This window comes from Bacillus sp. FDAARGOS_235 (assembly GCF_002073415.2).
In the GTDB taxonomy this organism is placed as follows: Bacteria; Bacillota; Bacilli; order Bacillales; family Bacillaceae_G; genus Bacillus_A; species Bacillus_A toyonensis.
On the sequence record NZ_CP020437.2, the window covers coordinates 4,697,913 to 4,724,401 of the forward strand.

Below are 26,489 nucleotides of genomic sequence, written 5' to 3' on the forward strand. Positions count from 1 at the left end.
TTTAAAGTCAGTGAATACATATAAACAAGTACCTTGCAATAAATAGTACCAAGTGGTATATTATGGATATATCTAGTACCGTGTATTGAACAGTACTAAACTAAGAAAGGAGGATTACATTTGAACGTTCAGTTTAAAAAAGGTGTGTTAGAGCTATGTGTTTTGGCACTTGTGAAACGTAAAGATAGTTACGGTTATGAACTTGTACAGCAAATTTCAAATAAATTTTTAATATCGGAAGGTTCAGTATATCCATTATTACGTCGTTTAACGAAAGAGGGATATTTTCAAACGTATTTAAAAGAGTCCACGGAAGGACCGCCTCGTAAATATTATCAGCTAACAGAGCAAGGAGAGACGCAACTTCATTTGTTAGTAACAGAGTGGAGTGATTTTGCGAAAGGGGTACAAGAAATTATTGAAGGGGTGAATTGGGATGAATAAAGAACAATTCCTTAGAGAATTATCGAATCAGCTTAGAAAGTTACCGGAAGAAGAGAGGAAAGATATTTTATTTGATTATGAAGAGCACTTTCAGTTTGGGATAGAAGAAGGGAAAACTGAATTAGAAATAATAAAAGGACTTGGTTCTCCTAAAGTAATTGCAAAAGAATTACTTGCGATGTATCGTTTCGATGAAATGAAAAAAGATCCATCGACTTCAAATGTTACAAGAGCTGTCATGGCGGCGATTGGACTTAGTTTATTTAATTTTATTATCGTGTTAGGCCCTTTAGTTGCAATTATCGGTTTTATATTTTCTTTTTGGGTCGGTGGGATTGCTAGTGTAGTGACACCATTTTTCGTTATCGTAAAAGTATTTATGGGCACTTTTATATGGTTGGATCTTTTCGTTAGTATAACATTTGTTGGAGTAGGTTTGTTGTTATGTATGATAGCGTATTATAGTACGAAGTGGTTTAAAAGATTGTGCGTACGTTATGTGATATGGAACTTCAAAATGATAAAAGGGGAGTAGATGATGAAAAAAATATTGTTAGTAGCTATCGCTTGTATCATTATTGGAGTAATAGGGATTTCACAAACATATGAAAAAGCAGTACAAACTGCAGAAAAAGGCGATAAAGAAGACGTAATTAAAAACGAAACGTTAAAAAATATAGAAGTTAAGTTAGGGGCTGGGGATATTGTCGTCCAAAAATCTCCGGATGCCTCTTTTTATGTAAAGCAAACAGGAGATGTAAGTAAACAAGAAATTCGTATTACTGAAGATGGTGACACATTAAAAGTTATTGGGGAAAGAAAAAAAGATGTTTCGTTTGATTTTTCCTTTTACAATTTCGGATTTCAAACGTCTACATTGACTATATTTGTACCAGAACGTTCTTACCAAGAGATCAAAGTAAATTCAGCAGCTGGACAAATAGAAATAAGTGATGTGAAAAGTGACCGCGTAAATGTTGGAACGCTGGCAGGAGAAGTGGATTTGAAGTATGTAACAGCTAAGAACGTAGAGGGATCTACAAAAGCTGGTGAGGTGAACTTTAAAAAGGTTATGGGGAAAGTAACAGCAAAAACGACTAGTGGGGATGTATATATTATGGATCATGATCCTAAGTATGATGTAGAGGCAAGCTCAACTGCTGGAGATGTAACTATTACTTTATCGGAAAAACCAAAAGATGCAGTAATAACTGGGCAAACTCCTGGTGGAGATGTGACAATTTTTAATGAGGAAAATAAAAACGTAACAATTGGTAATGGGAGTAAAAAGATTAGCGGCAAAACGGCTGCTGGAGATGTTACTATAGAAACACGTTAATAATAGATGAGAAGATAGATTCATTCGAGTTTTTTGGAATGAATTAAAATCTACCAATATATAAAAGAAGATAATTCCCTATATAAATAAGGGAATTATCTTCTTTTATTATTTTTAATGTAAATCACGATATACGCCAATTACTTTTCCAATAACTGACACTTGTTTTAAAATGATAGGTTCTAATGAAGAGTTTTCCGGCTGTAGACGGAAGTGGTCTTTTTCTTTATAGAAACGTTTAACAGTTGCTTCGTTATCCTCTGTTAAGGCAACGACAATTTCACCGTTGTATGCAGATTGTTGTTGGCGGACAACAACTAAATCTCCATCAAAGATACCAGCTTCAATCATGCTATCTCCAGAAATACGTAACATAAATACTTGATCTGATCCAGAAACGATACTAGCTGGAAGTGGGAAGTGCTCTTCTACACTTTCGACTGCTGTAATCGGTAAACCGGCAGTAACTTTTCCGACGATTGGAACTTGAATAACAGATTGTGTTTCTGTATCCATTCGGTCATCGCCTAAAATTTCGATTGCTCGTGGTTTTGTTGGATCGCGTCGGATATAGCCCTTTTCTTCTAGTCGTGATAAATGTCCGTGCACTGTAGAACTAGAAGCGAGACCGACTGCTTGACCGATTTCACGTACGGAAGGTGGATATCCTTTTTCTTGTACTTTTAGCTTAATAAAGTCGAGAATGTCTTGCTGGCGTTTCGTTAACTTTTCCATGTTTTCTAACACCTCGTTTTCTTTCGTTTTTCTTATTAATAAGTATAACATGCGAAAAAACATTCTACAAACATAAGTTCGAACAAAAGGGAGATTTATGATACACTAGAGAGAAAATATAGCGAGAAAGAAGGGTTCAAAATGAATGCAATTGTTTATGCACGTGTGAGTACAACAAAAGAAGCACAAGAAACATCGTTATTGCGTCAAAAGGATGAATTATTGCATTTAGCTGAGCGCTATGAAATGAATGTGACAAAAGTGATTGAGGAACAGGCTAGTGGCTATACAATTGAACGTGATGGCATATTAGAAGTATTAGATACAATTCGAGATGAACAAGTTGATGCACTTCTAATACAAGATGAAACACGTCTTGGTAGAGGGAATGCGAAGATTGCGTTAATGCATTGTTTACATAAAGAGGGAATAAAAGTATATACACATACGCATAATGGTGAATTACAATTGTCGGATTCTGATTCGATGGTATTAGATATAATTAGTATTGTTGAAGAATATCAAAGAAAGATTCATAACTTGAAAATTAAACGTGGTATGCAACGCGCGGTAGAAAAAGGCTATCGGCCAGAAAATAATTTGAAAAATCGTCATTTAAGCGTAGGGCGAGAGAAAAAAGAAGTGCCAATTGAGGAAATTGTACGTTTGCGCAAGAGTGAACTCACTTTCGAAGAAATTGCGGCAACGCTTCGTGGATTTGGTCATAATGTTTCAAAAGCGACTGTACATCGTAGATACGTAGAGTATACAAAGCAATTGCTTGATAAAGAAGAGTAACTATTGTATGATAATAATCAGTTTTGATTAGAAGGGGGATTCGAGATGCTTAATCACGAACTCGTTGAACGCATTAACTTCTTAGCGAAAAAAGCAAAAGCTGAAGGTTTAACTGAAGAAGAACAACGTGAGCGTCAATCGCTACGAGAACAATATTTAAAAGGATTTCGTCAAAATATGTTAAACGAACTTAAAGGAATTAAAGTCGTTAACGAAGAAGGTACAGATGTTACACCAGCGAAATTAAAAGCTTTAAAAAAGCAAGATAATGCAAAATTAAATTAAAAGATGGGCGAAGCCCATCTTTTTTATTTGTTATTTAATAACTTTCCAGTTGTTATTTCTCGTTGCTTCTATTCTTTTATGCTTCAATATATAGTTAGCAATAAGTTCAGACATATCTGTTGGAATATCTTTTATTACTGGTTTATTTTGAAACATGAAGAAGTTCCCTCCGCCGTTTGCTCGATAATTATTCATAACAACGTCATATTCTTCATTTATATCGAGTGTAGCGCCTTTATACTGTAAAGACTCTACTCTTTCACCAATTGGTTTTGAAATGTTTAATACATACGAAATCCCTTCCCACATATCGTAATTATAATGCGCAGGTTTTGGTTCTATGAATGCAGGATTAACAATTATATCTCCAACTTTATTTAATGTGAAATAAGAAGCAGAAAGTTCGAGAGCATCTTTTATATCGGCTCCAGTCACTCGAATAACTTTTAATGTGTTTGGGTAAATATAATTGGAAACGATATCCCGCATTGTGACATGTTTCGGGAATCCTGGAGATGTATTATGAAACAAACTTGTACAAGAAATAGAAACGTTAGCTATATCCATCTGGATTTTATTTATGAATTCAATAAAAGGATGGTCTTGCAAACGAGTTTGCATAGCATCTGAAATTCGCATGTCTCCATGAATGATGCCAATAGGCTGATCAAGCCATTTTTGTGTTTTCTCTTCATAATCGGCGACCAAGGAAAGAACATCTTTGTCGGCCTCGATTCCTTGCACAGGCAATAATTGTGCGTAACTATTTTTCTTTACCCATTTTTGTTCTGTTTTTTCGAATATTACTTTTACCTTTCCAACGGAGTGTCCATTGCATCCGGTCTGTAAAATTGTTACACCATTATCTAAAGTTTGAGCAATTTCTCGGTGTTGGTGGCCTGTTAGTAAAATATCTATACCATCAATTTCATCATACATTGCGTATCCTTGGTTTTCACCTGTTAAAACTTCAGTCGGTACTCCTGTTTGAAAATCGCGTTCAAATCCCCCGTGATAGGCTACGACTAGTAAATCGGGCTGCTCATGTTTACGGATGTAAGGAACCCACTTTTTTATTGTTTCTAATGCATCTTCAAATAGTAAATCTTTAATATGATGGGCCTGTTCCCAATTCGGGATGTAATGTGTTGTTGCCCCTAAAATAGCAATTTTTATATTTGATTCAATATGTTTTATTATATAGGGTTTCCCGAAATAAGGTTCTTTTATGTTTTTATCTAAAATGTTTGCTGATAAGTACGGGAAGTTTGCAGTTTCTACAGCATGATTTAATATATCCATTCCATAATTAAATTCATGATTGCCGATAATTGCAGCATCATAATTTAAATAGTTGGCCAATAAGGACATTGGATTTTTCTTATCTTTTTCGTATGTAGCGTAATGATAAGTTAAAGGTGTTCCTTGTATGAAATCACCGTTATCAACTAAAAGAACGTTTGTATTTTTGGAACGTTCTTTTTTTATAAGAGTAGAAATTTTAGCTAAACCAATTTCTGCTTTGGAGTTATCTTGGTAGTGAATTGGATACACAGTACCATGTACATCGCTTGTTAATAAAATATTTAAAGTTACAATTTGATTTTGATTCAATACCATTCACCTTTTCTATTGTTATCTTTCAATTAATCATATCAAATATATGAAAAGAATTTTAATCAGAATGTATAGAATGTGTAAAGATTCTGTAAATAAGTAATTGTTTGTAAAAATATGTGATATATTTCTTCATGTTTACGGAAGGTTATTTTATAACAACGAAAAATGGAGGCATTCACATGTTGAAAAAAGTTTTTGCAATGAGCACAACAGTTGTACTAGCAGCGGGGTTATTAAGTGGCTGTGGAACGAAGGAATCAAGTGCAAGTAAAAATGAGGATACGAAAAAAGGTTATGTACCGAAGACGTTAAATGTTCAATTTGTTCCTTCTCAAAATGCAGATACGTTAGAGGCAAAAGCAAAACCATTGGAAAATCTATTAAGTGATAAATTAAACATTCCGGTAAAAGTTAGTATTTCAACGAATTACAATACAATTGTAGAAGCTATGGCATCAAAACAAGTAGATGTAGGATTTTTACCTCCAACAGCGTATGTGTTAGCGCATGAGAAAAAGGCTGCAAACGTAATATTACAGGCGCAACGTTTTGGGGTAGATGATGAAACTGGAGCTCCCACAAAGGACTTAGTAGATTTTTATAAATCAGAGTTTGTTGTTAAGAAAGATTCTAATATTAACAGTGTAAAAGAATTAAAGGGTAAAAAAATTGGTTATCAAGATGTAACATCATCAGCAGGGTATGTATGGCCTGCAGCTGTATTGTTAAAAGAGGGAGTCGATCCGCTAAAGGATGTGAAACCTGTTACATTAAAAGGTCATGATCAGTCACTTATTGCTCTTTTAAATGGTGATGTTGATGCAGCTGTTGTATTCCAAGATGCTCGTAATATTGTAAAAAAAGATTATCCGAATATATTCGATCAAACGAAAATAGTAAAATTTACGGAGAAAATTCCAAACGATACGATTTCTGTACGTTCTGATTTAGATGCGGAGTGGAGCAAGAAATTACAAGATGCTTTCATTGAAATAGGAAAGAATGAAGAAGGGCACAAAATCATTAAAGAGGTATACTCACACGAAGGATATGTGAAATCTGATGATAGTAAATTTGATATCGTTCGTGACTATGGAAAGAAAGTGAAAACACAATAATACATATGGAAATGGCGACTAACTGGAAAGTGTGTGATTTCAGTTAGTTTGCCGTTTTTCAGTTATTGATAATACATAGAAGGTAGGTAAGATGTGTGATAGAGTTTCAAAATGTCTCCAAAGTGTATCCAAATGGTACGAAAGGATTGAAAAACATAAATTTAAAAATTCAAAAAGGTGAATTTGTTGTAATGGTCGGGCTATCTGGGGCTGGAAAATCTACACTCCTCAGATCAGTAAATCGCCTTCATGAGATTACAGAAGGAGAAATTATTATTGAAGGTGAGTCTATTACTGCTGCAAAAGGCAAAGAGTTACGACGCATGCGCCGAGATATTGGTATGATTTTTCAAAGCTTTAACCTTGTAAAGCGATCCACGGTACTGAAGAATGTATTAGCCGGGCGTGTTGGATATCATTCGACATTACGTACAACGTTAGGCTTGTTTCCGAAGGAAGATTTGGAACTTGCATTTCAGGCTTTGAACAGGGTAAATATTTTAGAAAAAGCATATGCACGAGCAGATGAATTATCAGGAGGACAACAGCAACGTGTATCGATTGCTAGAGCATTGGCACAAGAAGCGAAAATTATATTGGCAGATGAGCCTGTTGCTTCGTTAGACCCACTGACAACAAAGCAAGTAATGGATGATTTGAAAAAAATTAATGAAGATTTTGGAATTACGACAATTGTAAACTTACATTCTATTGATTTAGCGAGGCAATATGCTACACGCATTATTGGATTACATGCAGGTGAAATTGTTTTTGATGGTGTAGTAGATGAGGCAACGGATGAAAAATTTGCTGAAATTTATGGGGACGTAGCTCAGAAAAGCTCACTATTAGAGGTGGCAGCTAAATGAATGACGTGACGATATATTCGAAATCGATACCGAAGCCGCCGAGTAAATTGAAACATATGTTAACGGTTATTCTAGTTATTTTACTGTTGTGGGGTAGTAGTGTACAGGTCGACGCATCATTTTCAAAACTAGTAGTTGGTTTTCCAAATATGATGGATTTATTGAAGGAAATGGTGCCACCAGATTGGAGTTATTTTCAAGTTATTACAACAGCAATGTTAGATACAATACGCATGGCGATTATTGGAACGACTTTAGGAGCGATTTTAGCCATTCCACTTGCACTATTTGCAGCAAGTAATGTATTTACTAGTGTATTTTTGTACGGTCCAGCTCGATTGATTTTAAATTTTATACGAACGATACCAGATTTATTATTAGCGGCTATTTTTGTAGCGATTTTTGGAATAGGACCACTTCCAGGTATTTTGGCTCTTACTTGTTTCTCGGTTGGGCTCGTAGCGAAATTATTGTATGAGTCAATTGAATCAATTGATCCAGGTCCATTAGAAGCGATGACAGCTGTAGGAGCGAATAAGGTGCAATGGATTGTTTATGGGGTCATTCCGCAAGTGAAAGCGCACTTTGTTTCCTACGTACTTTATACATTTGAGGTGAATGTACGTGCCGCAGCCGTTCTAGGTTTAGTAGGAGCAGGTGGCATTGGTTTATATTATGATCGTACACTTGGATTTTTACAATATCAACAAACTGCTTCCATTATTATTTATACCCTTGTTGTTGTATTGTTAATTGATTATATAAGTACATTGTTGCGGGAGAAATTATAATGAGTAAAACGACGATAATCGTACCAAAACCGAAGAAACCGAGTGTAAATCGCTGGATTATTTTTATAGCACTAACAGTTATATATGTATGGGCCTTTTCAGGTGTCCCACTCGAGGGAATAAAAAATACAGCGGGAGAAATTACAAAAGCAATTATGACAGGCGTGTTGAACCCAGATTGGTCATATGTATCTTTGCCTGATGGTGAAGATTTATTACATGGTTTGATTGATACGTTGGCAATTGCAATATTAGGTACATTTATTTCTGCCTTTTTATCTGTTCCATTTGCTTTTTGGGCGGCAACGAATATGAGTAGTGGAAAATTAACTTCAGGTGCTGGGAAATTTGTACTTAGTTTTGTTCGTACATTTCCTGAATTAGTTATGGCTCTTTTATTTATAAAAGCTGTTGGGCCAGGCTCTTTTGCCGGAGTTCTAGCTTTAGGGTTACACTCTATCGGAATGTTAGGGAAACTATATTCGGAAGGAATTGAAAATATAGATAAGGGACCGACCGAGGCGTTAATATCAACAGGTGCAAATCGGTTTCAAATACTTTGGTATGCGGTATTACCACAAGTGTTACCAGATTTTCTATCGTATACGTTATACAGGTTCGAAATTAATGTGCGATCCGCTGCGATTTTAGGTGTAATTGGAGCAGGTGGTATTGGTACGCCATTAATTTTTGCATTAAGTTCACGGAATTGGTCTCGTGTGGGAATTATTTTATTGGGCATCATTCTAATGGTAATTATAATCGATTTTATTTCAAGTTCGATTCGAAAACGGATTGTTTAACGGATTTTAAAAGCATCGAAGTCAGATGCTTTTTTGTCTTTTTAAGTGTTTATTAAAAGAAGTCTGTACGTTTGTATAAATATACAGATAATTCCCTTTCTTTTTAAAATAAAAACAATAAAAAAGTATGTCATATTGAATACCCATACATTCCCGAAATCATTGGTTTTTTTATAAAAAATCAAAAAAACATCAACATATTTGTCGATACATGTTGTATAATCTTGCGTGGGAAGCTATCATATAAATGTATAAAACGTTTACTAATATAAGCGAAGGGAAGAATAGCATGTCACATTCAATCGAACAACTTTCTATCAACACGATTCGCACATTATCCATCGATGCGATTGAAAAAGCAAACTCTGGTCACCCAGGAATGCCAATGGGTGCAGCACCAATGGCTTATACATTATGGACTCAATTTATGAAACATAATCCAAATAACCCAACGTGGTTTAACCGCGATCGTTTCGTATTATCTGCAGGTCATGGTTCAATGTTATTATACAGCCTACTTCACCTATCTGGTTATGATGTAACAATGGATGACTTAAAGAACTTCCGTCAATGGGGAAGTAAAACTCCAGGACATCCTGAGTACGGTCATACTGCAGGTGTAGACGCAACTACTGGTCCACTTGGACAAGGTATTGCAACTGCTGTAGGTATGGCAATGGCTGAAAGACATTTAGCGGCTAAATATAACCGTGATGCGTATAATGTAGTAGATCATCATACATACGCTATTTGTGGTGATGGAGATTTAATGGAAGGCGTTTCTGCTGAAGCATCTTCATTAGCTGCTCATTTACAATTAGGGCGTCTTGTTGTGCTTTACGATTCAAACGATATTTCATTAGATGGCGATTTAAATCGTTCATTCTCTGAAAGTGTAGAAGATCGTTACAAAGCATACGGATGGCAAGTAATCCGTGTTGAGGATGGAAACGATATTGAAGCAATCGCGAAAGCAATTGAAGAAGCGAAAGCTGACGAAAAACGCCCAACGCTAATTGAAGTAAGAACGACAATTGGTTTCGGTTCTCCAAACAAATCAGGAAAATCAGCTTCACACGGTTCTCCACTTGGTGTAGACGAAACAAAATTAACGAAAGAAGCATACGCTTGGACTGCTGAACAAGACTTCCATGTAGCAGAAGAAGTATATGACAACTTCCGTAAAACAGTACAAGATGTTGGTGAAACAGCGCAAGCAGCTTGGAACACGATGTTAGGTGAATATGCACAAGCATATCCAGAATTAGCAAACGAACTGCAAGCAGCAATGAACGGTCTTCTTCCAGAAGGTTGGGAACAAAGCTTACCAACTTATGAATTAGGATCAAAAGCAGCAACACGTAATTCTTCAGGTGCTGTAATTAATGCAATTGCAGAGTCTGTACCATCATTCTTCGGTGGATCTGCTGACCTTGCTGGTTCTAACAAAACATATATGAATAACGAAAAAGACTTTACAAGAGAAGATTACAGCGGTAAAAACATTTGGTACGGTGTACGTGAATTCGCAATGGGTGCAGCAATGAACGGTATTGCACTACATGGTGGTTTAAAAACTTACGGTGGTACGTTCTTCGTATTCTCTGACTACTTACGTCCAGCAATTCGTCTTGCAGCATTAATGCAATTGCCAGTAACGTATGTATTCACACACGACAGTATCGCTGTTGGTGAAGACGGTCCAACACATGAGCCAGTTGAGCAATTAGCAGCGCTTCGTGCAATGCCAAATGTATCTGTTATTCGTCCAGCTGACGGTAACGAATCTGTTGCGGCTTGGAGATTAGCTTTAGAATCTACAAAAACACCAACTGCTTTAGTATTAACTCGTCAAGATCTTCCAACATTAGAAGGCGCAAAAGAAGATACGTATGAAAAAGTTGCAAAAGGTGCATATGTAGTTTCTGCAAGCAAGAAAGAAACAGCTGATGTAATTTTACTTGCATCTGGATCTGAAGTAAGTCTAGCTGTTGAAGCACAAAAAGCGTTAGCAGTAGACGGCGTTGACGCAGCTGTTGTCAGCATGCCATCTATGGATCGCTTTGAAGCTCAAACTGCTGAGTACAAAGAATCTGTATTACCAAAAGCAGTAACAAAACGTTTCGCAATCGAAATGGGTGCTACATTCGGATGGCACCGTTACGTAGGTCTTGAAGGAGATGTGTTAGGTATCGATACATTCGGTGCTTCTGCTCCTGGTGAGAAGATTATGGAAGAGTATGGATTTACTGTAGAGAACGTTGTTCGTAAAGTAAAAGAAATGCTTTAATGATTTTAGAAAAATCTCTCCGGCATGGAGAGGTTTTTCTATGTAAATGAGTTTTTTCGACAGAAAAAGTTTTTTATCTCTCCGCAGTCAGACAATCATTGCAAATTTTCTTCTATATAATGAAGAGAAAAGGTTGTCCAGATTGGGAGGCTGAAAATGAAAACGTATGAATTGTATTTAATTCAAGAGGATATTGCGAAAGCTTATTTTGGTCGTGAATATTTGTTTTTTGATTTATTTGCTCGATTTTCAGAATCTGGGTCCCTTTCGGAGAAAAAAGTGTTATATAAACAAATGATGTATATAACGATGCCATTACAAGTAATGAAAATTCATCATAAATTAGAGCAAGCTTTGCGTGTTCTTGGTAAATATGATAGAACACATCATACGCATACACTTTTTACGGGAGCGGAATATGGCGAAATAATAGTGAAACCACACTATATTCGCATGGATACCTCTGGAAATGTCTCTATGGAAACGACTTTCTTTGAGGTGTTAAGAAAGTGTGAACTAACATTTTTAGCTATGGATTATGAAAATACAAAGTACGGATGGTTGAATCCTTTAAAACAAGTACGAACATATGTGTAAAAAATGTCGAATTCTATCTTGTCTTATTGAAAAGGTTTTAGTACACTGTAAGGTAGACAACATGAAGGAGGAAAATATATGCCAATTTGGTTAGGTATTCTAGTGGGCGTAGTAGCACTAGTAGCAGGCGTGGCGTTAGGATTTTTCATTGCCCGCAAATACATGATGAACTACTTAGAAAAAAATCCACCAATTAATGAACAAATGTTAAAAATGATGATGATGCAAATGGGACAAAAACCTTCCCAAAAGAAAATCAATCAAATGATGAGCGCGATGAGCAAGCAACAAACAAAATAAGCGCTAAAGGGCACTCGATAAGAGTGCCCTTTCCTATTGGATTTTGAAAGTATTTAAAACTTTTAAAAATTCTGTATTTTTGTTAAACTGAAAACATCGCTCATTTTAAGGGAGGAGGATAAATATGAAAGTATTTTTTAATTTAGCTTGGTTTTTTAAACAAGAAAAACGAGCGTACATAATTGGGATTATTATGTTATTTGGTGTCGCGCTTCTTGAACTTGTAGCCCCGAAAGTACTAGGTATTGTAGTAGATGAAATTAATAATGGAACATTAACATCTGAAAAATTGTTGAAGTGGGTTATTCTGTTAGTTGTTGTAGGAATTACTATGTACATATTGCGTTATTTGTGGCGTATTATGATTTTTGGATCTTCTTTAAAATTAGCCCGTCAATTACGAAAGAATTTATATGAACATTTTACAAAGATGAGTCCAACTTTCTATCAATCACGTCGTACAGGCGATTTGATGGCGCATGCGACCAATGATATTCAGGCAATTCAGCAAACTGCTGGATCGGGTGTTTTAACACTTGTTGACTCATTAGCAGTTGGAGGATGTGTACTTGTGGCGATGGGGTTTACAATTAGTTGGAAGTTGACATTATTAAGTTTAATTCCGATGCCAATTGTAGCGATTTCTACAAATTATTATGGAACTTTATTGCATAGAAGATTTCATAAAGCGCAGCAATCGTTTTCTGAAATCAATGATAAAGTACAAGAAAGTATGAGTGGGATGAAGGTGATTCGCTCGCTTGGACAAGAGAAAGAGGATTTGGAAGCATTTCGGAAGAAATCAGAAGATGTCGTACATAAAAATATGTTAGTCGCACGTATTGACTCGTTATTCGATCCAACGATTGCACTTATTGTCGGGTTTTCGTTTTTAATCGCAGTTTGTTACGGATCTTTATTAGTAGTACGGGGCGAATTAACTGTAGGAGAGCTAGTAACGTTTACAACATACTTAGGGACTCTTGTATGGCCAATGTTAGCTTTTGGATGGTTGTTTAATATTATGGAACGTGGACGCGCTTCGTATGATCGTGTGGAGAAAATACTTTCACAAACTTCAGATGTAGTAAATAAGGAAAACACTATAAATACTATAGCAAGTGGTGATGTTTCATTTGCTATTGATTCATTTTCTTATAAGAAAAATGAACTATTAAACTTAAAAGATATTTATGTTAATTTAAGAAAAGGTGAAACGCTAGGTATTGTGGGACGTACCGGTGCAGGGAAGACGACGTTGTTAAAATGTTTAATTCGAGAATATGATCATTTTAATGGTGAATTAAAAGTTGGTGAGCGGGATATTCGAGATGTAACACTTCATGGTGTACGTTCTGCAATTTCATACGTGCCGCAAGATCATTTTTTATTTTCAGCGAGTATTGGAGAGAACATTGCATTCGGAAAGGTCGATGCTACATATAAAGAAATTGCGCGTGCTGCTGAAATTGCTTGTATTCATAATGATATCGTTCAATTTTCAGAAGGGTATGATACGGTAGTAGGTGAAAGAGGTGTTTCACTATCGGGAGGTCAAAAACAGCGGATTTCAATTGCGCGTGCTTTATTAACGAATGCTGAAATTTTAATTTTAGATGATTGTTTATCAGCTGTCGATGCAAAAACAGAAGAAACTATATTATCCGCATTGAAACGGGAAAGAGCAGAAAAAACGACGATTATTACTGCACACCGTTTAAGTGCAATTCAGCATGCAAACATTATTCTTGTGATTGATGAAGGAGCGGTAGTGCAACGAGGAACACATGAACAATTGATGGGAGAAAATGGTTGGTATAAAGAAATGTACGAAAGCCAGCAACTAGAGGCGTTAGTAGAGAAAGGAGGCGTATGATGGCTGAGAAAAAGCGGAGTGATTTAAGAAGATTACTTTCTTATATGAGACCATATAAAAGGTTATTAGCATTAGCATTTTTATTCCTAGTTGGTGCAACTGTAACTGAAATGATGGGTCCTTTTTTAATTAAACAATTTCTTGATGAACATTTAGTACCGCGTAACTTTGATCAATCAGCACTTGTTACTCTATTTGTAGTGTATATAATTGCACATTTATTAAAAGTATTATTTACGTATTTAGATTTATTGTACTTTCAAAATATAGCTTTTAAGATTGTTCAAGATATGCGAGTTGAAGTGTATGAACACGTTCAAAAATTGTCATTAAGTTTCTTTGATCGTACGCCGATAGGTACACTCGTATCTCGCATAACAAATGATACGGAAGCGATTAAGGATTTTTATGTAAGTGTACTATCAACATTCGTAAAAAATGTAGTGTTTTTAGTAGGGATTTTAGTGGCGATGTTTTTATTAGATGTAAAATTAGCACTATTTTCTCTTATATTAATTCCAATTATGTTTGCTATTATGGTGCTATATCGCCGGAAAAGTGCAGCTTTTTATTTAGAAGTACGTAATCAATTAAGCGTATTAAATGCGAAGTTAAATGAGTCCATTCAAGGAATGAATATTGTTCAAGTATTCAGACAAGAAAAACGTATGAGAAAAGAATTTGAAGAGGTGAATAATAAACATTATAGTGCAGGACGACGCACGTTAAAGTTAGACGCATTACTTTTACGTCCAGCAACGGATTTAGTTCATATTGTAGCAATTGCATTAGTACTTGGTTTATTCGGAATTGACGCTTTAAAGAGTCCCGTTGAAGTAGGAGTTTTATATGCGTTTGTTAACTATATTCATCGTTTCTTCCAACCTGTAAATGAGATGATGATGAAATTATCATTTTTCCAACAGGCACTTGTTTCATCATCACGTGTATTTCATTTAATAGATGAGAAAGATTTAGCGCCGGTTCAAAAAGGGGATGGGAATCCTCAAGTAGTTAATGGAGATATTGAATTTAAAAATGTTACTTTTTCGTATGATGGAAAGCGTGATGTTTTAAAAAATGTATCTTTTCATGTGAAACAAGGGCAAACGGTTGCTTTTGTTGGGCATACTGGTAGCGGAAAAAGTACCATTATGAATTTACTAATGCGATTTTATAATATTAAGTCGGGAAACATTGTAATAGACGGTGTAGATTTAGAGAAATTTGAAGAACGAGAAATTAGAAAGAGAATAGGACTCGTATTGCAAGATGCATTTTTATTTGCAGGAAATGTAAAGCAAAATATTCGTATGTACAATGAAGAAATTACAGATGAAGAAGTAAAAGAAGCTGCGCAATTTGTGCAAGCCAATACGTTTATTGAAAAATTACCAAAGCAGTATGAAACAGAAGTAGTAGAAAGAGGAGCTGAATTTTCTAGTGGTCAACGACAATTAATTGCTTTTGCTAGAACGATAGCAACTAATCCGAAAGTGTTAGTATTAGATGAGGCAACAGCTAATATCGATACAGAAACAGAAGAGGCTATTCAAACAGCGTTGCAGCAAATGAGAAAAGGTAGAACGACGATAGCGATTGCTCACAGGTTATCTACAATTCAAGATGCAGATCAAATATTCGTTATGCATGATGGAGAGATAGTAGAAAGGGGAACACATCAAGAGTTACTGAGTGAGCAAGGGTTGTATTATAATATGTATTTACTACAAAATAAAGGAAGCTTGCAAAAGGCCTTGTAATATACAAGGTCTTTTTTACTTTGTATATAAAATATATTTACTCTTTGTTTTTATAGCATACATGTCGTGTCCATTTAGTAAAGTTGTACATATTGTATGTATACGGAATGAAAAAATTTGATAGGAGATTTTATATGCAAAACAGATCGAGTTCAAATGTTACGTTTATCGATGTGTCTCATTGGGAAGGGAGTATTGATTGGAATGCAGTGAAGGCATCTGGCATTCCAGCAGCATATGCAAAAGCGACAGAAGGTGTAAAGTATCTTGATCCTACTTTTGTTCAAAATGTACAAGCGGCACGAAATGCGAATGTATTAATCGGTGCATACCATTTTGCACATCCAGAACAAAATGATGCAATTTCAGAAGCGAAATATTTTGTGAGTATATTACAAAGCAATCAAACAGACTTAATGCCAGTTCTAGATTTAGAGTCACCAACAGATCCGAGTAATAGTAATTTAACTGGTACCGCTATATCTAATTGGGCAAGAAGTTTCATAAATTATGTGAAACAGGCTACTGGAAAAAATGTAATGTTATATACAGGAGTTTGGTATATTAATGAGTTTGGAATTAACGGGTTAAGTGATATTCCACTTTGGATTGCTAGATATTCTAGTACACCGCCTGCTGATGCTGGTGGATGGACAGAGTGGACAGCGTGGCAATACACTGATTCTGGTCAAATTTCAGGTGTAGGAAATTGTGATGTATCAGCAGCAGTTTCATTAGAAGCTTTGCAAGGGAATGGATCGAGTGGTGGAGGGAATGTTTCTCCGCCTAATAATGCAACTCCAGTTTACGGTGTTGCTGTAATTAATGGCGATAATGTAAATTTACGGACTGGACCATCTTTACAATCTAGTGTAATTCGCCAGCTAAATCGAGGTGAATCATATGAAGTTTTGAGCGAACAAGATGGTTGGCTTGCTTTGGGTGGAAATGAATGGATATACTATGATTCGAGTTATATTCAGTATAAACATTATGTGGCGACTATTACTGGTGACAATGTGAATCTACGGGATGCTCCATCATTAAGTGGAAATGTTATAAGACAGTTACATCATGGTGAGGCATATCGAGTATGGTGTAAGCAAGATGGCTGGCTCGGATTAGGTGGAAATGAATGGATATATTATGATTCGAGTTATATTCAGTATGGTGTATAATAAAGTCAACGTAAAAGGTATCTCGCCTGAGATACCTTTTATCCCGCGATTTGCAGGCAGTAAGAATCTCGGCGAATGCGAGGAAGATAGGTGGGAGTTGCCCGTAAAAGGCCGATTGGTGAGGGCTAATAATGAGTGGGTGATAGAACAAAACACTGATTAAAGTGTCACTCTATGAAAAAAGTAATTTTCACAAGTTGTATATTAAAAGCATAGTATAATACAATGGGGATATTTATAAAAAATAATCAAAAATTGAAATAAAGGAGTAAAAATATGGATTATGTGCTAATAGGTGTAATTTTAATATTATTAGCTGCAGTATTCGTACTGTTTTATAAAAATAAACAGTTGGAATCAGAGAGCCAGCAGGTGGAATTTGAAAAAAAGCAAGCGATTGAAACGTATGAAAGTGAAATTGCAGCCACGGTTACAGAACATAAAGAGCAACAAAATACGTTAAAAAATATGGAACAGAAAAAGTATAATGATTTACAAGTTAGTACAGCTAGAGAACTTGAAAATATGCGTATGATGAAAAATCAATTAGCTATGCAACATAGTAAAGAACGTAGTGAAATGCAAGATAAACATAGTAATGAAATACATATGTTTCAAAAGTTAATTGCAGATTTACGAGAGTATACTAAAAATAGCGCTGAAGTAAATACGCATGAAACATTACATTATATGAAGCAAGGATTTTTAGAACAAGAAATCATACAAGAAGATGAATTTCATATTATGCCGAATGTTTTTATTAGAGATAAACTTGGAATAAACGATATTCGAATCCATCATCTTATCTTATATAAAACTGGTATGTATTTACTTGAGACGAGAGAGTGGACAGGAAAATTAATTCATGGTGTAACGAAAGAGAATGCTAGTATATATTCATTTATGCTTGATGAAATAGGTAAGTATCAACAAGAAATTAAAAAAGAAGAGACGCTTGAATGTATTACAGGTGAAGATTCGTTAACTATACAAGTGAAAAATGAAGGGAATCCAGTATATAAAGCGAAGAAACAATCTCAAATTTTATACAATTGTTTGAAAGAATTGCAAGTTGATATTGTAAAAGAAAACGTAAAGCCAATTGTATATTTTTATAATGAGAGTGGTAAAGAAGTACTAGATCTTTCTAATGAGGACACACCTAGATTAAAAGATAGGGAGCAAATCGTAGCGTTTTTCAAAAATGAAGTTTTAACAGGGGAAGTAATATATACAGCGCAAGAGTTACAAAAGATAAGAGAAATGCTTTGCCAGGTGAATTAAAAAGGGGGAGATTTTTCTGGGTGCTCTATTACATGGGATTTTGTATGTTTATTTTTGTTTGTATATAGTCATGTACATTGCGTTTATTTTCGTTATCGATATAGTTCATATGTCATTAAGTGTAAAGAGTATTTTTGTAGTAGTTATGCCATTTATTTTATTAGTCATGATTCAAAGAGTCATCTTACGTGCTTCTACAAGTCGTAATAAAGAAAAGAAACAAATGTTACGTGTAATGATAGTAGGGATCATTCCATTAATAGTGTGTGCTGTACAATTAAGTATGAATGAGTACACTTCCAATTTTAATCGAGATCGGTGGTTAAATGACGAAGAGAAACGGGTACATATGGTAGATGATTTCATGCAAAAATATAAATTAATAGGGAAATCAAATGAAGAAATTACACAATTGTTAGGAACGCCTACTGAAACGAGAAATGAGGAAGAAGGGGTCATCACTTTGTACTATCTTGGGACAGAACGTGGCTTCATTCCAATAGATAGTGAACAGCTTATTTTCCAATTTGATAGAGATGGTAGAGTTTTGACATATAAGGTACAGAGAGGGTAAAGAAACTTAGAGAGAAGCTATATGTTATAGCTTCTTTTTATTTTTCAATATGTTATAGAAAGGGAATATGAATTTTGGATGGAATAAGGAATGAAAGTGGAGGTGATGCATATATATGGATGTATTGGGTTGTTTTTATCTCGCAAAAGCCTGGTTGATGAGGGCTAATAATCAGTGGGGGTGGCCAAAACCCCCACTGATTAAAGTGTCGCTTTATCATATTGTATAAATGAAAAGGAGGTAAGACGGTGAAGACGATACCGACTGAAGTCCTGAGTAAAGAATTGATGGAAAGAGAAGGTGTTATATCTATTACAGTAAAGGAATTTGAAAAGATAGAAGTAGCTGGAGTAGTCGTTGCTGGTCCTGCTGTTATTTTAATTAATCAAGATTGATTACATATTTTCAATATAGAAAAGTAGTGAAAGCATCCGGATAGGATGCTTTTTATTTGTATGGAAGAGGGCGTATAGTAGATAATTGGGATACTGGAGGGAGAGTATGTGGCAATTATTATAACGATGTTATTAATGGGTATTTTATTAGGATTTGTTGGAGCAGGGGGAGCTGGATTTATTATCGCGATACTCACTTTAGTATTTCATATTCCTATTCACGTTGCACTTGCAACATCTTTAACTGCTATGGCATTTACGACGTTATCTGGAGTTATAAGTCATTATCGTGAAGGAAATGTTGTACTTATGATAGGCGGGATTGTTGGTGGATTTGGAGCGCTTGGTTCTTATATCGGTTCAAAGTTTGGTTCGCTTATACCAGCACATCTTCTCCATTGGTTTACAGCTGGGATGTTATTTTTATCAGCAATTTTTATGTTTATTAAATTGATTATGTCTCTAAATAAGCAACAGCCACCCTTATGTGGACAGAAAAAACTTTCAAAAAACAACTTGATGAAATGTATATGTTTAGGATTAGTTACTGGAATGTTGGCTGGTTCATTCGGGATTGGTTCAGCCCCTTTTATACAACTTGGACTAATGGTTCTTTTAGGATTAACGATACAGCAATCTGTAGGAACGACTATGCTTGTTATATTACCCATTGCAATTGGAGGCGGGATTGGATATAGTTCGGAAGGGTATTTAGATTATATATTGTTATTGCAAGTATTAATTGGGACGATGTTAGGAGCATATATCGGTGCGAAGTTTACAAATTATGCACCACGCATGCTGTTGAGATTTTCAATGATTATGACGCCAGTTTTAGCCGGATGTATGTTATTGATGGAATAAAACTACTATAGCAAGATATTAATATATTTTACGAATGAATTATATAAGTAATTCATATTTCCCATATAAAAGAATTTGCATTAATATTATGAGTATAAAGTTCGAGTATTCGAAGTACTACTTGAATTATATCCCTATCCCTTTTCTAAAAATGCGAACAAGTTTTGCCCTATTCTATTCAATACTTAATTGCATAGAAATATATTGTTCGATGACCATTATGGAACGTACATAATGGGAAAATCCCGATCCTTAAAGAGGATGCCCCTAATCTTCATGTGAAAATATGATCGGACAAGAAAGCTGGCCAATTGATGGTCAGCTTTCTTTTTGTTCCAAAACTATTTCTTCTTTAACCTCTGTTTGCAATAATAACGTTTTTCCAAAGCGACGTTTACATTCAGCCCGAACTTTTTGAATAGCTAGTAGTTGAGAAGTGGCGGGAACTGTGACGGTAGCTTGGCGAGGTTTTCGATTTTCTTCACAAAAGACACATTCCACAACATATTTAGAAATCATAATTTCATCCTTCCGTTTTTAATTTCTAAGAAGGGACTGCCTATGAAGTTGATGTATTCTTTCGTCACCGTTTATTTTTTTCCTCTTTTTTCAAGGGGAAAATAAAAAAGAAGGCGAATTTTAGTAGGGGAGGGATGTTTATGGAGAGATGGATAGGTACGGCAGCTATATGTATGAATGACAGAAATGAAATTTTAATGGTGCTACAAGGCAAAGAAGGGGAAGAAAAAAGGTGGTCTGTACCAAGTGGAGGATTTGAAAAGGGAGAAACACTAGAAGAATGTTGTATCAGGGAAGTTTGGGAGGAAACAGGCTACAATGTGGAAGTTGTAAATAAAATATACGAAAAAGAAGGTATTACATACGGAATTCCAGTGTATGTTCATTATTACTTTGTTAAAAAAATAGGCGGTAGTATGAAAATTCAAGATCCTGATGAGTTAATACATGAAATTGACTGGAAAGGGATACAGGAAGTTGAAAAATTATCGCTAGCTTTTCCGGAGGATTACGAGTTAATATGTCAATATATAAATGAAAAAGCAAGTATGTAAATACTTGCTTTTTAATGTATCCAAGATAAGAAAAGCGGAACGATAACTAAACTAGCACCCGCTGTTAAAAGCATGGATAAACTTGCGATTGTTCCTTCAACAGGGCCGATTTCGAATGCTTTTGATGTACCAGTTCCATTTGCGCTCGTTCCTAACATAATACCTTTTGCGAGCGCGGTTTTAATGCGGCAAATACGTATAAGGGAAGGGCCGAGTAATGCTCCTGTTAAGGCAGTTAAAACGACAAATACAGCTGTTAATTGTGACATGCCACCAATCATTTCTGAAATAGCCATTGCGATTGGTGTCGTTACAATATGCGGTGCTAAACTATGTTCTAGTGACGAATCAATTTGAAAATAATTTGCTAGTAGTGCCGAAGTAATAACTGATAAAAATGAACCAACGATGACGTTAAGTAAGATGGCGATTCCGTGTTTCTTTAATAAATCAAAGTATTTATAGATTGGCCATGCAAAAGCAACTGTTGCAGGTTTTAATAATTCTGTTAGCCATTGACCACCAGATTCATATGTTTCATAAGGTGTGTCTAGTCCAAGCAATAAAGCGATTAAAATAATGGGACAGACAAGGAGAGGAGAAAGTAAGCTCCAATTCCAACGTTGATATATTTTTTTAGATATCCAATATGTCAATAGTGTTAATAGTAAACAAAGAAAGCCGATCATTGCGTTGATCCTTTCCGCTTAAGTAGCAATTCTGTTAATAGTCCTGTTACGAGAGTAACACAAAGTGTACTAATCATAATAATTAAAATGAGATCGATTCCATATTGTGATAGTGTATCTTTGTAACGAATAACAGCGACTGCAGAAGGAATAAAAAATAAAATAAGTTCTTTTAATAAAAAGTCTGCTCCGTCCTGTATCCACTCTTTTTTAACTAGGTTAAATTTTAATGAAATTAATAATAAAAAAATACCGATTATACTTCCTGGAACTGGGAGGTGTGCCTGTTTTGCGATCCATTCACCTGTCCAAGCGAAACAAAATAATAATAAAATTTGTCCACTTAACTTCCACCATTTCATACAGTAACCACCTCTTTCTTTTTTTACATAAAAATTGTAAAAAAGAATTAACAATTTCTACTATACGTTCATTCAAAATATTTGTCTAATATATAAATTATATGTTATTAATATATTAGACGTATTAATTGAAATTGAAAAGGGTGTCCAAAATGGAATTACGGCATTTGCAATATTTTGTTGTTGTGGCAGAAGAGTTACACTTTGGACGAGCGGCTGCTCGTTTACAAATGACACAACCGCCACTTAGTCAACAAATTCAGCAATTAGAAAAAGAAATGGGAGTTCTGTTATTTTCAAGAACGAAGAGAAAGGTTGAATTAACAGAAGCAGGAGAAATGTTTTTAAAAGAAGTAAAAAAAGCGTTTGAGCAAATTGAAAAAGCAGTAGAAGTTGCACAAAGTGCGCAAAGGGGAGAAGTTGGATCACTCTCAATTGGTTTTGTAGGTGCGGCGATATATGATATTTTACCGTCTATCGTCAGGGAGTATAGAAAGAAATTTCCGAGAGTGTCTGTCGCATTACATGAATTATCTACACCAGATCAAGTGCATGCACTTCATGATAATCGTATTGATATTGGATTTTTACGGCCGCCAATTTCAACACAATTATTAGAGTTAGAACCAATTCAAAGGTTATCTTGTACTTTATGTTTGCCAAAGGCACATCCACTTGCAGAGAAAGATGAAATACATATAGAAGATTTACGCGATGAACCGTTTGTTTTTATTACGAGACCAGTATGGCCGGCGTTGTATGATACAATTTTATCTCTTTGTCGAGAGGTTGGCTTTAGTCCTCAAATTGTACAAGAAGCAACAGAATATCAAACAGTTATGGGGCTTGTAGCAGCAGGGATTGGGATTACAGTAATCCCTGTATCGGCAAATAAATTATATAAAACAGAAGTTGTATATAAAGAATTATATGATTCTAATTTTGTTGCAGAAATGTCGGTAGCTTATAAAAAAATGAATAGTAATCCAGAGCTGTTAGAGTTTTTAAAAATTGCAAGAGAGAAGAAACGAATAGAAGTAGAAGATGAGTAATATTAGTAACGGTAAATAGATTTAATTCGAATATATAAAAGTACACCTTATTAAACAATAAAGCGGAAATGCAGCTTAAGTGCATTTCTGTTTTATTTTTCTTTTTTTAGCTCGATACTGAAAAGATAAACGTGTTCATTTTCTTTTAAGAGTAGATCAATACCTGTTTCTTCATCAATTGTAGGGACGCTTACAGTTTCTTTACTTGTTTGGATTACAGCAGCTAAAATTGTTTTCTGATTATATCTTAAATTTTTTGCAGATTGAATTGTAATAGTTGCAGAACTATTTACACCTAGAGGTGCTTCTTCAGGAGCAAGCGTTGAACCACCGTCAATATTAATATACCATTGACCTTTTTCTTTTACATCTTTATCAAATTGGAAATGTGGTGGTATGAAAGAGAGTTTTATTTTCTTTTCTAGAAAATGTGATGAAGCGATGTTAGTAATCTCTTTTACTTTTTTACCATTTTGATAATAATCAATCGTAGCATTTATTTCATCTTTATCATTATTAAGTGTAACGTTATAAAACATACTATTTCCTTCTTGAATAGGCGTCATTTGTAAAATAGAAGACTGTTCTTTTGTTAACTTGTAAGCTTCTACAGAAGCAACTTCATTATTTTGTATTTGGTTACAACTAGTAAAGAAAAGTAAAGATAAGATAAATAATACGTTTATACGCATAGTATAAACCCTCCTCTTTTTACAATTATAATTTAAATATGAATAAATTCCCATTTTCCTTTCTAGGACTAAAGACTTAGAAAAGATTCAGATTGTAGTGCGATGTTTGTAATGTCATATTTTTATACACTAGTAGTATAGAATGCGTATGTTATAAGGTAGGGGAAGAAATTTATGTCTTTATGTCGGTTAGCGAGAAAAAATATAAGAACATTTGCTGTCAAAAGGATGAAGCAATTCATGTGGATTGCCATGTGTACTGCAATTTTGTTTTTTATGATGTCGCTACAATTTAATGAACTAGCGACTGGGAAAATAGGGGCAACATTTTTGTTTCAAATGTGTTTTTACACGCTGTTTATTTTATTGATTTTTATATGTATTTTTATTGCGTATAAAATGACGAATTCTCTTCTGCAAGTGAGGAGAGAGGAATTTAAATCTTATGTAGTAGGGAATATGAAAAAAAATGAAATACTATGTTTATTATGTCAGGAGCAATTATTCATTTATGGAGCAGCGTCTGTTTTCGGTCTAGTTCATGGGATGTTATTTTTGAAATTATTCACGATTATCTTTATGAAAATAGCAGGGATACAAGGGATAAATAGTGCACCAATTACAATATATGCAATAGCAGTTGTTAGTATAATTATGATGGCTGTCGTCGTATTATCGATGATGCAATGTTGTCGATTTGTTCGAAGTTTAAAAGACGGAAATTTGTTTCAGTTTGAGAAAAAGGCATGAGAAATCATGCCTTTTTCTATTTTACACATGAAAATAATCGTGTTAGAGTGAAAAGACCTGACAAAGAATGGGAAGGAAAGGTTGTATAGAATGACAAATGAACAATCAATTGTAAAAGTTGAGCGGTTAACGAAGCGAATCGGTTCAAAGACACTTGTAGAAAATATTAGTTTCGAAGTTAAAAAAGGTGAAGTTGTTGGCCTGCTAGGACCAAATGGTGCTGGAAAAACGACTTTAATGAGAATGATGGTCGGTATGATCCGTATGACAGAAGGTGAAGTATGGATTGATGGTCAATCTGTAAAACAGCAATTTGAAAAAACTGCTGCGAAAATTGGTGCAGTAATTGAGACACCGGAATTTTATCCTTTTTTGAGCGGCTACGAAAATTTAACATATTTCGGCCGAATGAATGGGAATGTGACAGAAGAACGTATCGATGAAGTAGTGAAATTGTTAGGAATGGGACAAGTAATTGACCGTAAAGTAAAAGCATATTCACTCGGTATGAGACAACGTTTAGGGATTGCTCAGGCGCTTATTCATAATCCAGATGTATTGGTACTAGATGAACCAACGAATGGACTAGATCCAAGTGGAATACATGAAATGAGAATGTACATAAAGAAAATTGCACATGAACAAGGAAAAGCAGTACTTGTATCTAGTCACTTACTTTCAGAAGTTGAATTAATGTGTGACAGAGTTATTATTATTCAACACGGAGAATATGTAGCGACGCAAAATATTCAGCATAGTCATAGTGAAGAGATGGAGACGATCCGTATACGTGTAGATGATGCAAATAAAGCAGCGGAAATGTTAGAATGTGATGTTGTAATAAAAGGTAATGATCTACTTATCAATGTAAAAGATGAAGAAATCCCAAATGTTATTCGTACTTTGCTTGAGAAAAATATTCAAGTTTATCGTGTATATGAAGAAAGAAAAACGTTAGAAGAGCAATTTTTAGAATTAACAGGGGGAAAAGATATTGTTTAATTTAGTGTATAACGAGCTGTATAAAATATTTAAGCGTAAAAGAACGATTATTCCTTTTGCGGTTATTGCAGTATTAATAATTGGATTAGGATGGGTTACGGTAAAGTATTTAGAACCAGAAACAAAGGGTTGGAAAGCAGATTATACAGAACGTACGGTAGAAATTGAGAAAAAGCTTGGTATGAAAAAAGAAGCTATTTTAGCAGAAAGGTCGGGGGACGAGCTTGTAAAGGAATATCAGCTTAAAATGAAGCATTTAGATACGGATATAGCACCAGCAAGCAGTTCTCCACTTTCTTTCATGAGAGATACAGGTTTTATCGTATTTCCAATTTTGCTTCCATTTATCCTCGTGTATGCAAGTACAATTTTTGCGAATGAATATAGCTGGGGAACATATAAATTTTTAACAATCCGTCCGGCAAGTCGATTTAAAATTTTAACAGCAAAATTTTTAGCAATCGTTATATTTGCAGCTTTATTGTTTATATTTAATATGATTTTCTCCGCTTTAAGTGGACTTGTTATTTATAAATTCCAACAGCCTGCATGGAGTGAATTTATTTTTCAAGATGGAAATATTATAAAACAAAATATTTTTGTGGAAGTAAGTAAATATTACATTTTATCGTGGTTGCCAACTCTTGTGTACGCAGCGTTTGCATTTATGATTTCTGTGTTAACAAGATCTAGTGGGGGCGCAATCGGTATTTCACTGTTTCTTGCTTTATCAGGAAATATTGCGTTACTAGCAGCAACTAGATATAATTGGGTGAAATATTTATTGCCGGCAAACACAGATTTATACGGTATTGCCAAGAATGGAAGTTTTATTGAAGGAGTAACCTTCCCATTTGCTTCATGTATGTTATTGCTGTATTTATTTGTATTTTTAAGTATTTCCTATACAGTATTTTTAAAACGCGATTTAACTTAATAAGAAAAG

The 26,489-nt window shown here is 34.9% G+C and carries 30 protein-coding genes; 24 read left to right on the forward strand and 6 right to left on the reverse strand.

The annotated features are described in order from the left end of the window. Positions 1–120: 120 nt before the first annotated feature. From A6J74_RS26605 to A6J74_RS26615, 3 genes are read left to right on the forward strand one after another with little or no spacing between them, the layout of a single operon-like run. Positions 121–444, forward strand: coding sequence for a PadR family transcriptional regulator (locus A6J74_RS26605; protein WP_001102631.1), 324 nt, complete (start codon positions 121–123; stop codon positions 442–444). Then, positions 437–979, forward strand: coding sequence for a DUF1700 domain-containing protein (locus tag A6J74_RS26610; RefSeq protein ID WP_001031393.1), 543 nt, complete (start codon positions 437–439; stop codon positions 977–979). Before A6J74_RS26605 ends, A6J74_RS26610 begins: the two co-directional genes overlap by 8 nt. Then, positions 980–1,783, forward strand: coding sequence for a DUF4097 family beta strand repeat-containing protein (locus A6J74_RS26615; protein ID WP_000976110.1), 804 nt, complete (start codon positions 980–982; stop codon positions 1,781–1,783). Positions 1,784–1,897: 114 nt separating this feature from the next. Here the strand turns inward: A6J74_RS26615 and lexA are convergent, their stop codons facing one another. Continuing rightward, complete coding sequence (lexA, locus tag A6J74_RS26620; RefSeq protein ID WP_000413736.1) at positions 1,898–2,518, reverse strand: transcriptional repressor LexA; 621 nt, start codon at positions 2,516–2,518, stop codon at positions 1,898–1,900. Between the two features lie 141 nt (positions 2,519–2,659). Between lexA and A6J74_RS26625 the strand changes: the two genes are divergently transcribed. Together A6J74_RS26625 and A6J74_RS26630 are read left to right on the forward strand one after the other, a co-directional pair. Continuing rightward, complete coding sequence (locus A6J74_RS26625) at positions 2,660–3,316, forward strand: YneB family resolvase-like protein (RefSeq protein WP_000991792.1); 657 nt, start codon at positions 2,660–2,662, stop codon at positions 3,314–3,316. 45 nt (positions 3,317–3,361) lie between these two features. Then, the gene (locus A6J74_RS26630) at positions 3,362–3,601 is read left to right on the forward strand and encodes a DUF896 domain-containing protein (protein WP_000931861.1); all 240 of its coding nucleotides are present in this window, start codon (positions 3,362–3,364) and stop codon (positions 3,599–3,601) included. Between the two features lie 30 nt (positions 3,602–3,631). Here the strand turns inward: A6J74_RS26630 and A6J74_RS26635 are convergent, their stop codons facing one another. Then, positions 3,632–5,215 carry a bifunctional metallophosphatase/5'-nucleotidase gene (locus A6J74_RS26635; RefSeq protein ID WP_001075251.1) on the reverse strand — a complete coding sequence of 528 codons (1,584 nt, stop codon included), beginning with the start codon at positions 5,213–5,215 and terminating at the stop codon, positions 3,632–3,634. 185 nt (positions 5,216–5,400) lie between these two features. On the opposite strand from A6J74_RS26635, the gene A6J74_RS26640 reads away from it, so the two are divergent. From A6J74_RS26640 to A6J74_RS26710, 14 genes are all read left to right on the forward strand, one after another. Then, positions 5,401–6,339: a phosphate/phosphite/phosphonate ABC transporter substrate-binding protein gene (locus A6J74_RS26640; RefSeq protein WP_000915069.1), complete on the forward strand. Its 939-nt coding sequence runs from the start codon at positions 5,401–5,403 to the stop codon at positions 6,337–6,339. A 95-nt stretch (positions 6,340–6,434) separates the two neighbouring features. Next, positions 6,435–7,208: a phosphonate ABC transporter ATP-binding protein gene (gene phnC / locus A6J74_RS26645; RefSeq protein ID WP_000569223.1), complete on the forward strand. Its 774-nt coding sequence runs from the start codon at positions 6,435–6,437 to the stop codon at positions 7,206–7,208. Beyond that, positions 7,205–7,999, forward strand: coding sequence for a phosphonate ABC transporter, permease protein PhnE (phnE, locus tag A6J74_RS26650; protein WP_001000771.1), 795 nt, complete (start codon positions 7,205–7,207; stop codon positions 7,997–7,999). The genes phnC and phnE (A6J74_RS26650) overlap by 4 nt, the downstream gene beginning before the upstream one ends. Beyond that, positions 7,999–8,802 carry a phosphonate ABC transporter, permease protein PhnE gene (gene phnE, locus A6J74_RS26655; RefSeq protein WP_000047884.1) on the forward strand — a complete coding sequence of 268 codons (804 nt, stop codon included), beginning with the start codon at positions 7,999–8,001 and terminating at the stop codon, positions 8,800–8,802. The genes phnE (A6J74_RS26650) and phnE (A6J74_RS26655) overlap by 1 nt, the downstream gene beginning before the upstream one ends. A 289-nt stretch (positions 8,803–9,091) precedes the next feature. Then, positions 9,092–11,092: a transketolase gene (gene tkt, locus A6J74_RS26660; protein ID WP_000019759.1), complete on the forward strand. Its 2,001-nt coding sequence runs from the start codon at positions 9,092–9,094 to the stop codon at positions 11,090–11,092. 156 nt (positions 11,093–11,248) lie between these two features. Beyond that, positions 11,249–11,689 (forward strand): sporulation inhibitor of replication protein SirA, encoded by a 441-nt coding sequence (gene sirA / locus A6J74_RS26665; RefSeq protein ID WP_000860637.1) that lies wholly within the window; start codon positions 11,249–11,251, stop codon positions 11,687–11,689. Positions 11,690–11,767: 78 nt separating this feature from the next. Beyond that, on the forward strand, positions 11,768–11,989 hold the full coding sequence (locus A6J74_RS26670) for a YneF family protein (protein ID WP_001123316.1): 222 nt from the start codon (positions 11,768–11,770) through the stop codon (positions 11,987–11,989). A gap of 124 nt (positions 11,990–12,113) precedes the next feature. Continuing rightward, positions 12,114–13,865: an ABC transporter transmembrane domain-containing protein gene (locus A6J74_RS26675; RefSeq protein WP_080609722.1), complete on the forward strand. Its 1,752-nt coding sequence runs from the start codon at positions 12,114–12,116 to the stop codon at positions 13,863–13,865. Further along, positions 13,865–15,628, forward strand: coding sequence for an ABC transporter ATP-binding protein (locus tag A6J74_RS26680; protein ID WP_000818435.1), 1,764 nt, complete (start codon positions 13,865–13,867; stop codon positions 15,626–15,628). Before A6J74_RS26675 ends, A6J74_RS26680 begins: the two co-directional genes overlap by 1 nt. A 134-nt stretch (positions 15,629–15,762) precedes the next feature. Continuing rightward, the gene (locus tag A6J74_RS26685; protein WP_001181408.1) at positions 15,763–16,806 is read left to right on the forward strand and encodes a GH25 family lysozyme; all 1,044 of its coding nucleotides are present in this window, start codon (positions 15,763–15,765) and stop codon (positions 16,804–16,806) included. Positions 16,807–17,082: 276 nt separating this feature from the next. Further along, positions 17,083–18,090, forward strand: a complete 1,008-nt coding sequence (locus tag A6J74_RS26695; protein ID WP_000386795.1) for a nuclease-related domain-containing protein — start codon at positions 17,083–17,085, stop codon at positions 18,088–18,090. A 70-nt stretch (positions 18,091–18,160) separates the two neighbouring features. Continuing rightward, a complete protein-coding gene (locus A6J74_RS26700) occupies positions 18,161–18,664 on the forward strand; it encodes a hypothetical protein (RefSeq protein ID WP_002109353.1) in 504 nt (167 codons plus the stop codon). 248 nt (positions 18,665–18,912) lie between these two features. After that, the gene (locus A6J74_RS26705; RefSeq protein ID WP_000849372.1) at positions 18,913–19,059 is read left to right on the forward strand and encodes a BC1881 family protein; all 147 of its coding nucleotides are present in this window, start codon (positions 18,913–18,915) and stop codon (positions 19,057–19,059) included. 108 nt (positions 19,060–19,167) lie between these two features. Continuing rightward, positions 19,168–19,923: a sulfite exporter TauE/SafE family protein gene (locus A6J74_RS26710; protein ID WP_000974639.1), complete on the forward strand. Its 756-nt coding sequence runs from the start codon at positions 19,168–19,170 to the stop codon at positions 19,921–19,923. Positions 19,924–20,241: 318 nt separating this feature from the next. On the opposite strand, the gene A6J74_RS26715 is transcribed toward A6J74_RS26710, so the two are convergent. Then, the gene (locus A6J74_RS26715; RefSeq protein ID WP_000624210.1) at positions 20,242–20,442 is read right to left on the reverse strand and encodes a DUF3903 domain-containing protein; all 201 of its coding nucleotides are present in this window, start codon (positions 20,440–20,442) and stop codon (positions 20,242–20,244) included. A 140-nt stretch (positions 20,443–20,582) separates the two neighbouring features. Here A6J74_RS26715 and A6J74_RS26720 point away from each other — a divergent pair, with 140 nt between their 5' ends. After that, a complete protein-coding gene (locus A6J74_RS26720; RefSeq protein WP_080609725.1) occupies positions 20,583–20,996 on the forward strand; it encodes an NUDIX hydrolase in 414 nt (137 codons plus the stop codon). A gap of 11 nt (positions 20,997–21,007) precedes the next feature. Here the strand turns inward: A6J74_RS26720 and A6J74_RS26725 are convergent, their stop codons facing one another. Together A6J74_RS26725 and A6J74_RS26730 are read right to left on the reverse strand one after the other, a co-directional pair. Continuing rightward, positions 21,008–21,685, reverse strand: a complete 678-nt coding sequence (locus A6J74_RS26725; protein WP_000578968.1) for an LrgB family protein — start codon at positions 21,683–21,685, stop codon at positions 21,008–21,010. Beyond that, a complete protein-coding gene (locus tag A6J74_RS26730; protein WP_000872363.1) occupies positions 21,682–22,047 on the reverse strand; it encodes a CidA/LrgA family holin-like protein in 366 nt (121 codons plus the stop codon). The genes A6J74_RS26725 and A6J74_RS26730 overlap by 4 nt, the downstream gene beginning before the upstream one ends. Positions 22,048–22,199: 152 nt before the next feature. Here A6J74_RS26730 and alsR point away from each other — a divergent pair, with 152 nt between their 5' ends. Next, positions 22,200–23,099 carry an acetoin biosynthesis transcriptional regulator AlsR gene (alsR, locus tag A6J74_RS26735; protein WP_000423218.1) on the forward strand — a complete coding sequence of 300 codons (900 nt, stop codon included), beginning with the start codon at positions 22,200–22,202 and terminating at the stop codon, positions 23,097–23,099. A gap of 92 nt (positions 23,100–23,191) precedes the next feature. Here the strand turns inward: alsR and A6J74_RS26740 are convergent, their stop codons facing one another. Further along, positions 23,192–23,791: a hypothetical protein gene (locus A6J74_RS26740; RefSeq protein WP_001222411.1), complete on the reverse strand. Its 600-nt coding sequence runs from the start codon at positions 23,789–23,791 to the stop codon at positions 23,192–23,194. A gap of 174 nt (positions 23,792–23,965) precedes the next feature. On the opposite strand from A6J74_RS26740, the gene A6J74_RS26745 reads away from it, so the two are divergent. From A6J74_RS26745 to A6J74_RS26755, 3 genes are all read left to right on the forward strand, one after another. Further along, positions 23,966–24,541, forward strand: a complete 576-nt coding sequence (locus A6J74_RS26745; protein WP_000050639.1) for an FtsX-like permease family protein — start codon at positions 23,966–23,968, stop codon at positions 24,539–24,541. A gap of 90 nt (positions 24,542–24,631) precedes the next feature. Then, a complete protein-coding gene (locus A6J74_RS26750) occupies positions 24,632–25,543 on the forward strand; it encodes an ABC transporter ATP-binding protein (RefSeq protein ID WP_000180632.1) in 912 nt (303 codons plus the stop codon). Continuing rightward, on the forward strand, positions 25,536–26,480 hold the full coding sequence (locus A6J74_RS26755) for an ABC transporter permease (RefSeq protein WP_000482778.1): 945 nt from the start codon (positions 25,536–25,538) through the stop codon (positions 26,478–26,480). Before A6J74_RS26750 ends, A6J74_RS26755 begins: the two co-directional genes overlap by 8 nt. Positions 26,481–26,489: the final 9 nt, after the last annotated feature.

Coding starts and splice junctions, on each gene's coding strand:
- A6J74_RS26610 (WP_001031393.1), top strand. CDS start 437: ATGAATAAAGAACAATTCCTTAGAGAATTATCGAATCAGCTTAGAAAG.
- A6J74_RS26615 (WP_000976110.1), top strand. CDS start 980: ATGATGAAAAAAATATTGTTAGTAGCTATCGCTTGTATCATTATTGGA.
- lexA (WP_000413736.1), bottom strand. CDS start 2,518: ATGGAAAAGTTAACGAAACGCCAGCAAGACATTCTCGACTTTATTAAG.
- A6J74_RS26625 (WP_000991792.1), top strand. CDS start 2,660: ATGAATGCAATTGTTTATGCACGTGTGAGTACAACAAAAGAAGCACAA.
- A6J74_RS26630 (WP_000931861.1), top strand. CDS start 3,362: ATGCTTAATCACGAACTCGTTGAACGCATTAACTTCTTAGCGAAAAAA.
- A6J74_RS26640 (WP_000915069.1), top strand. CDS start 5,401: ATGTTGAAAAAAGTTTTTGCAATGAGCACAACAGTTGTACTAGCAGCG.
- phnE (WP_001000771.1), top strand. CDS start 7,205: ATGAATGACGTGACGATATATTCGAAATCGATACCGAAGCCGCCGAGT.
- phnE (WP_000047884.1), top strand. CDS start 7,999: ATGAGTAAAACGACGATAATCGTACCAAAACCGAAGAAACCGAGTGTA.
- tkt (WP_000019759.1), top strand. CDS start 9,092: ATGTCACATTCAATCGAACAACTTTCTATCAACACGATTCGCACATTA.
- sirA (WP_000860637.1), top strand. CDS start 11,249: ATGAAAACGTATGAATTGTATTTAATTCAAGAGGATATTGCGAAAGCT.
- A6J74_RS26670 (WP_001123316.1), top strand. CDS start 11,768: ATGCCAATTTGGTTAGGTATTCTAGTGGGCGTAGTAGCACTAGTAGCA.
- A6J74_RS26675 (WP_080609722.1), top strand. CDS start 12,114: ATGAAAGTATTTTTTAATTTAGCTTGGTTTTTTAAACAAGAAAAACGA.
- A6J74_RS26680 (WP_000818435.1), top strand. CDS start 13,865: ATGGCTGAGAAAAAGCGGAGTGATTTAAGAAGATTACTTTCTTATATG.
- A6J74_RS26685 (WP_001181408.1), top strand. CDS start 15,763: ATGCAAAACAGATCGAGTTCAAATGTTACGTTTATCGATGTGTCTCAT.
- A6J74_RS26695 (WP_000386795.1), top strand. CDS start 17,083: ATGGATTATGTGCTAATAGGTGTAATTTTAATATTATTAGCTGCAGTA.
- A6J74_RS26700 (WP_002109353.1), top strand. CDS start 18,161: ATGTACATTGCGTTTATTTTCGTTATCGATATAGTTCATATGTCATTA.
- A6J74_RS26715 (WP_000624210.1), bottom strand. CDS start 20,442: ATGATTTCTAAATATGTTGTGGAATGTGTCTTTTGTGAAGAAAATCGA.
- A6J74_RS26720 (WP_080609725.1), top strand. CDS start 20,583: ATGGAGAGATGGATAGGTACGGCAGCTATATGTATGAATGACAGAAAT.
- A6J74_RS26725 (WP_000578968.1), bottom strand. CDS start 21,685: ATGATCGGCTTTCTTTGTTTACTATTAACACTATTGACATATTGGATA.
- A6J74_RS26730 (WP_000872363.1), bottom strand. CDS start 22,047: ATGAAATGGTGGAAGTTAAGTGGACAAATTTTATTATTATTTTGTTTC.
- alsR (WP_000423218.1), top strand. CDS start 22,200: ATGGAATTACGGCATTTGCAATATTTTGTTGTTGTGGCAGAAGAGTTA.
- A6J74_RS26740 (WP_001222411.1), bottom strand. CDS start 23,791: ATGCGTATAAACGTATTATTTATCTTATCTTTACTTTTCTTTACTAGT.
- A6J74_RS26745 (WP_000050639.1), top strand. CDS start 23,966: ATGTCTTTATGTCGGTTAGCGAGAAAAAATATAAGAACATTTGCTGTC.
- A6J74_RS26750 (WP_000180632.1), top strand. CDS start 24,632: ATGACAAATGAACAATCAATTGTAAAAGTTGAGCGGTTAACGAAGCGA.